Below are 7,075 nucleotides of genomic sequence, written 5' to 3' on the forward strand. Positions count from 1 at the left end.
TTTTTACAACCACGGTCAGGTTATTTCTTTTCTGACGCAGGGTACTTGTCGTATTCTGGCTTTTAAACTATAATATTTTCAAGGTTCGGTGCGCTGTTCGGCGTTGCCTCTCTTGGCTTCGCTGTTCGGCACTTATTCAATATATCTAATCTATTTGGGTTTGTCAACTACTTTTTCCATCTTTTTGGAAAAAATTTTTTCACTTTCTCTACAATCCTTGTGTGGTAAGGATTGCAGTCGTTAAAATTTTCTGGATTCTTGCTTTATGCAGTTGTGTTTTTGATTTGGCTGAGTTGATGGGGATTTTTTTGGGTAATTATTATGGAAGGGGTTAATCAACTCAATTGCTGATAGTGTTGAGTGGATATAGGAATTAGGGATGATATGAAGAGTTTGGCTGTACTACCACCGTTTTTGGTGCTGGATCAATTGTTGCAAGGTTGGTTGCTGGAAGATATTGGTAGAGGTGATCGTACTACTCAATCTCTATTATCCCAAAATCCCACCGAGAAAGAAGCGAAGTGGATAGCGAAAGCACCGGGAATAATTGCTGGTTTACCGGTTGCAGCCAGGGTGTTTCAGCTTTTGAATCATCAGGTCAATTTTGTAAATATTACCGCTGAGGGGGCAAAATGTGAACCAGGACAGGTAATAGCGGAAATTGATGGTCCCTTAGATGCTCTGTTAATGGGGGAAAGGGTGGCTTTGAATTTGACAATGCGATTAAGTGGAATTGCGAGTTTAACTAACGTATATGTGGAGAAAATAGCTGATTTACCTGCTCAATTGGTGGATACGCGCAAAACTACACCAGGGTTGAGAATTTTGGAAAAGTACGCGACTGCTTTAGGTGGTGCTATAAATCACCGGATGGGTTTGGATGATGCAGTGATGATTAAGGATAATCATATTGTAGCGGCTGGGGGAATTGGGGAGGCTATTACCCGTGTTCGTTCTCACATTCCCTATCCTCTGACAATTGAGGTGGAAACGGAAACTTTGGCACAGGTCCAGGAAGCGTTAGAATATAAGGCAGATATTATTATGTTGGATAATATGCCTTTAGAAATGATGAGTCAAGCTGTGTCGCTGATTCGTCAGGAAGATAGTCGGGTGAAAATTGAGGCTTCGGGAAATGTTAATTTAGAGACTATTCGCGCTGTGGCGGAAACTGGTGTTGATTATATTTCTACTAGTGCGCCTATTACTCAGTCTAAATGGTTGGATCTAAGTATGAGAATGGTTTAATCGGCTAAAATAGTATCTATACTATAGATTTGGGCGGGCTAGAAGCCCACCCCACAAGATGAAAATTTTTTATTTTTAAACGGTTTTTGTGTAGATTACAGCGATTTTGCTGGTAAACGAACCAAGGTTTTTGTTTCGCGGGCGGGCTAGAAGCCCACCCCACAAGATGAAAATTTTTTATTGTTATACGTTTTAAATGCGGCTTTAATGGGGAGTATTTGACAAATTATGGGTTAATATAATAACAGTGTGAGTTATGTTTCGTGCAAAGACGCGAAGGCGCAAAGTTGCGATTTTGAATTTGCACAATTTCGTGTTTTAATTCATAAACTTAGAAATTCTCTCTACAGCGGTTGCTAGAATTTCTGGTTCTTGCACTAATGCGAAGCGAACGTATCCTTCACCAGATTTACCAAAACCGATACCTGGAGAAGCTGCTACACCTGTTTTTTTGACTAATTCGGTGCAAAATTCTCTTGAATTATGACTCCATTGTGGAGGTAATTTTGCCCAAATGTACATCGTAGCTTCCGGTGTGGGAACGTTCCAGCCTATACTGTGTAAGGCTTTGATGAATGTGTCACGGCGTTGACGGAAAATAGCTAAGGCTGATTTTACACCATCTTGCGGTCCGGTCAAGGCTGCGATCGCTCCGTTCAAAATTCCCAAATATTGGTTAAAATCAATGGTGGCTTTGATTTGTTTCAGGGCTTGAATTAATTCTGGATTCCCAATTGCATAACCAATGCGGAAACCTCCCATATTATAAGACTTAGACAAGGTAAAAAATTCAATAGAGACGCTTTTTTCTGGGTCAGCTTGTAAAATTGAGGGGACTGGAGATTTTAGATTTTGGATTTTGGATTTTGGATTTTGGGTTTCTTCTGTGAAAACTAAATCTACATAGGGGAAATCGTGAACCAAAACAATATTATGGTGTTGACAAAAGGCTACAGCTTCTTGAAAAAAGGATAAAGGGGCGATCGCACTGGTAGGATTATGAGGATAGCTTAAAACCATCAACCGTGACTGAGCTAAGACAGTGACGGGAATATCACTAAAAACTGGTAAAAAATTATTTTCTGGTTTTAATGCCATGGGATAAATCTGACCATTAGCCAAGTATACCCCACCAGCATGGGAAGGATAACCAGGATCTAATAATAGAGCAAAATCGCCGGGATTAAGTATGGCTAAGGGTAAATGGGCTGTTCCTTCTTGAGAACCAATTAGGGGTAAAACTTCAGTTTCTGGGTTAACTGGGATACCGAATTTCTGTTCATACCATTGGGCTGCGGCTTGACGAAAATTTTGAGTACCACGAAACAATAAATAACCATGGGTGCTAGGATCATGGAGAGATTGAGCGATCGCTTCTAGGATATGATTCTGGGTAGGTAGATCTGAAGATCCTAAAGACAAATCAATTAATTCTCTTCCCGCAGCCAAAGCCATGGTCTTGGCTGTGTCCATGTCCGCAAATACGTTAGATTTTAAGGGTTGTAACCTGGTTGCAAATTGCATTTTAATAATTATTAAAATTATTAGTTACTGGTCATTAGTTATGAGTATGTGATCAGAAACTTTAGAGTTTTGATCACTAACTGACCACTAATTACTCTGTAAATGGTTATCTAAAAGACTGAGTAATTTATCTTTAGCAATTACTCCTTCCGTAGATTCTAATACTTCTTTTCCTTTCATTAACCTGAGAGCGGGAAGACCTTCTACATTATATTGCTTGACAGCCACTGGATTAGGGTCAGCTTCTATTTTAACAATTTTTAGGCGATCGCTATAAGTTTTTGCGGCTAAATTAATCAATGGTGACATTAACTGACAAGGACCACACCAGGAAGCCCAAAAATAGACTAATACAGGCTGCTCGGATTTTAAAACTTCTTGCTCAAACTCAGCATCAGTAATATTTATTACACTATTGCCCATGATAGTCTCCATAAAGTAGCATTAGTTAATCAAGTTCATTTACAAAATACTTTATCCCAATTTGAGAGTTAGTTGTTATCCTGTTTTGGACTTAGGCTTTACTCGGTCGAAGGATTTGCAGTTATAAAATGCTTACCATATCAGCTTTTTATCTGGTAATCTATCATCATCATTGGGAAAAATGAAGTAAAATCCCACAAATATGTGGGATTAACTGAATTAAATTATCTGCAAGAACTAGAGTTTATCTAATTGTCTTTTAAGTTCTTCTAATTCAGCGTCAACGGGTTGAGTCGTTTTAGCTGTACTAGTTGGTTGTTCTGGGTTTAGTCGTTTTATTTCGGGTGCTGGTGCTAGAGATGGGTTCAAAGATGCGTTAGACTCGTTCAAAGATGCTTTTAAAGCCGCTAATTCATTATCAATATCACTACCAGACTCCAATTTTGCAAATTGGCTTTCTAAATCTGAACCTATCAATTCTGCGGTAGACTGAGCGCGAGATTCTTGGAGTAATACTTTTTCTTCCATGCGTTCAAAAGCGGCCATGGCGCTGCTGGTACTCATTCCGCTCACCATATTTCCCAATTGTTCTTGGGCTTTAGCTGCGGTAATTCGGGCTTTGAGCATTTCTTTCTTGGTTTTGGCCTCGGAAATTTTACTCTCTAACTGAATTAAATTCTTTTTCAGACCTTCCACCTGAATGTTCTGCTGATCTAGACTAGTTTTTAAAGCTACACTGGTATCGTTATATGTTTTTTTGCGCTCTAAGGCTTGACGAGCTAGGTCTTCATCACCTTTTTGTAGAGCCAATTGAGCGTTGCGCTGCCATTTATTGACTTCATTTACAGCTTCATTGTACTGTTTCTCTGTACGTTTTTGGGCTGCTATGGCTTGAGCTACCCCTTGACGCAATTTCACCATGTCCTCTTGCATTTCTAAGAGGGCTTGTTCCAGCATTTTTTCTGGATCTTCGGCTTTACTGACTAAATCATTGAGATTAGCACCAACAACTCGTTTAAGACGATCAAATAATCCCATAAATTTATCTTTCCTTACAAGGTTTGGGTTTTTGGTTAAATAGTTAGCTTTTTTGTTAATAGCTACTTACACCAATGTCATATTTCCAGTTTGGATCTTTTTTTCTATTCTGAATCATGAACCTATCATACAGAGAAAAATTCAGGAGGCAGAAGTCAGGAGAAAGAAGAGAAGGAAAGGAGTAAAATAAAGTTTGCTCTATATCGGTTTTCCTAATTTTCGTACCTGATTCAAGTATATACGGCTATATTAACCTGTCTAACTTATGGTTCGGGTGTTTTGGGTAAATTGGGTAAATTATGATCTGGCTGCGGATTTTCTCCTTGATTGAGAATATAATTTTTCATGGCTGCTAGTTCTGTATCAATATGATTATGAGAATTTAAAGATGCAATTTTTTTTTCCAAATCATCACCACTCAATTGATTAATAATCTCTGATTTTGCTTCTATATTTAGTATCTTTTCCTCTATTCTTTCAAATGCGCTTAAACTAGATTGATGAGAAACTCCACTCAGCATTTCTTGAAGACGATAGGAGGCTTCAGCGGAACGTGCGCGAGCGATATACATATCTTTTTTGGTTTTTACCTCAGCCAATTGTAATTCTAGAGTCTGCATATCCCGCTTCAACTTGGCTACTACATCTTTTTGCTGATTAATTTGGCCGATTAAAGTTGTGGCAGTTTCTTGGTAGAATTTACATTTGGTGAGGGCTTCCCTTGCTAGAGATTCATTACCCTGCTGGAGGGATAATTGAGCGCGACGATACCATTCTTCGCTTTGGGATTCCGCTGCGGCTGCTTGGCGTTCTGTGCGCTTTTGTGTGGCGATCGCTTGAGCTACACCCTGACGTAATTGTACCAAATTATCTTGCATTTCCATGAAAGTTTTTTCCAGAATTTTTTCTGGATCTTCGGCTTTACTGACTAGACTATTAAAATCAGCACGAATTAGCCTCAGAATACGCTTGATAACTTCCATATTGGTTTCCCCTTGACCATTTACAGGACTATGAGACTGGTTTTTGTGGAAATGCGACAAATTTCAGGATTATGCTGGACAATGGCGATATATGGCGATATAAATTATGTTTCCTGCCAAGACGCAAAGATTGCTATCAGCAAGGCCACACTTTCTATAGTATCTTAATTTTGGGAATTGTTGCTGGTAATTTCCGGGGTTGGTTTGACTTTTGGCGTTAAATCTACTATGTCTTTGGTATCTCTGAGTTGTCGAAATTCCTGAGTCGCTAAATTAGGATACTTGGGTATAAGTGTGGTTTTTGGTTTAGTAGTAGATTGGGAATTATGGTCTATTAATTCAGTATTTTTCGTGGTATCTGGCGAATTACTGTTAAATAAGTTGCTAAAATTCAAAGGCAAATTTTTGGAGTTTAGGACTAGATAACCGAAGGTCAGGGTTGTCAATAATACCGACAGCATTGAACCAATTCTTAAAGGGGATAACACAAAGTTACGGAAACTGCTGGTTGTGAAAGTTTTGGGGTGTTGTGGTTCTTGTACCATTAAACTCCGCAATAGTGCTTGACTAGATTCTAAGTAATTATCTGGTTGTTTGGGAATAGGAGTGGGAAGAACGATTTGATGTTGGGGAGATTGAATTTTGGTGTTAACTATACTACTAGATTTTTCCAAGTTTGTGGGAGTTGGGTCGTTCTCTATTTCCTGGTTAACAAGCTCCTGGTAATGATTAACTATTAATATTTGAGTATCGTTACAGATGGCTTTTTCTTCAGGTATGGTGCAATTTTCTACAGTTAATGATATTTTTGAATTAGTAAGATTACGAGTAATTTTGTATCTTGTTAATTCTTGATCTAATTGAACTTCTAAACTAGCTAATGCTGTATATAAAGTTGGATTTAATACTGGTGTTGAAGGGGATTTTGCGGAATCTACAAGGCAATTTTGATTCATTGTTTAAGAGGGTGTGAGGGTGGATAGTTAAATTATTTTACCTTTAAAGATAACATTATACTAAAAATTTTATTATGAAATATAGTTAATAATACACCTTTTTTGTCTATTTGGGAAGGGGGGAAGGATGAGATTTTTTTGTTGAGGTTTTGTATATCTTCTATTCAAGAACCTTTATTTTCTGATTCTAAAGCTAAAGGAATAAAAAATATAGTTATCATTCCTGGAATAGTTAACAAACAGACTAATAGAAAGAATAATGGATATCCTAATGTTTGTTGAATTGCACCACTAATTGCTCCGGGTATCATCAAACCTAAAGCCATTAATCCAGTAGATATGGCAAAATGAGAAGTTTTATATTCTCCTTGAGAAATATACATTAAATAGACTGTGAAGGCTGTAAATCCTACACCATAGCCAAATTGTTCGAGGGAAACTAGAGGATAAATTAATTTTAGTGGTGGTTTATAATAAGCCATATATACATAGAAAATATCAGGCAAGTTTAATGCTAAAGCCATAGGAAATAGACATTTTTTTAAGCCAAATTTAGCAATTAAAAAACCTCCTAAAATTCCTCCCACAATTAGGGAAATAACACCAAATGTACCATAGACTAAACCAAATTCTTGGGTAGATAAACCTAAACCTCCAAGTTCTGGTTTATCTATTAAAAATAAGGAAGCGATTTTGATTAACATTGCTTCACCAAATCTGTAAAGCAAAATGAATGCTAGAATAATTACTATTTTGGATTGACTAACATAAGAGCGAATAATTTTTAAAAAAGGGATATTATTAGACATCTCCGAAAAAGAATCAAATTATGGTATAACCAGGTAAAATCGTGCATCTACCCTGAGATTATGAGCAACATAGTTGAGTATATTCATCACAATC

Annotated in this window: 6 protein-coding genes and 1 pseudogene; 1 reads left to right on the plus strand and 6 read right to left on the minus strand. The window is 37.5% G+C overall.

What is annotated here, in order from left to right:
- Positions 1-384 precede the first annotated feature (384 nt).
- A complete protein-coding gene (gene nadC / locus ACIR131C_RS0100475; RefSeq protein ID WP_028088660.1) occupies positions 385-1,248 on the plus strand; it encodes a carboxylating nicotinate-nucleotide diphosphorylase in 864 nt (287 codons plus the stop codon).
- Positions 1,249-1,566: 318 nt separating this feature from the next.
- Here the strand turns inward: nadC and ACIR131C_RS0100480 are convergent, their stop codons facing one another.
- The 6 genes and pseudogenes from ACIR131C_RS0100480 to ACIR131C_RS21360 all read right to left on the minus strand — a co-directional run.
- Positions 1,567-2,772: an LL-diaminopimelate aminotransferase gene (locus ACIR131C_RS0100480; protein WP_028088661.1), complete on the minus strand. Its 1,206-nt coding sequence runs from the start codon at positions 2,770-2,772 to the stop codon at positions 1,567-1,569.
- Between the two features lie 87 nt (positions 2,773-2,859).
- Positions 2,860-3,195 (minus strand): thioredoxin family protein, encoded by a 336-nt coding sequence (locus ACIR131C_RS0100485; protein WP_028088662.1) that lies wholly within the window; start codon positions 3,193-3,195, stop codon positions 2,860-2,862.
- A 237-nt stretch (positions 3,196-3,432) separates the two neighbouring features.
- Positions 3,433-4,233 (minus strand): PspA/IM30 family protein, encoded by an 801-nt coding sequence (locus tag ACIR131C_RS0100490; protein WP_028088663.1) that lies wholly within the window; start codon positions 4,231-4,233, stop codon positions 3,433-3,435.
- Between the two features lie 263 nt (positions 4,234-4,496).
- Complete coding sequence (locus tag ACIR131C_RS0100495; protein WP_028088664.1) at positions 4,497-5,216, minus strand: PspA/IM30 family protein; 720 nt, start codon at positions 5,214-5,216, stop codon at positions 4,497-4,499.
- A 164-nt stretch (positions 5,217-5,380) separates the two neighbouring features.
- Positions 5,381-6,172 carry a hypothetical protein gene (locus ACIR131C_RS21355; RefSeq protein ID WP_051347430.1) on the minus strand — a complete coding sequence of 264 codons (792 nt, stop codon included), beginning with the start codon at positions 6,170-6,172 and terminating at the stop codon, positions 5,381-5,383.
- A 164-nt stretch (positions 6,173-6,336) separates the two neighbouring features.
- Positions 6,337-6,975: pseudogene (locus tag ACIR131C_RS21360) on the minus strand (MFS transporter); the annotation flags it as partial.
- Positions 6,976-7,075 lie beyond the last annotated feature (100 nt).

Source organism: Dolichospermum circinale AWQC131C, assembly GCF_000426905.1.
Lineage (GTDB): Bacteria > Cyanobacteriota > Cyanobacteriia > Cyanobacteriales > Nostocaceae > Dolichospermum > Dolichospermum circinale.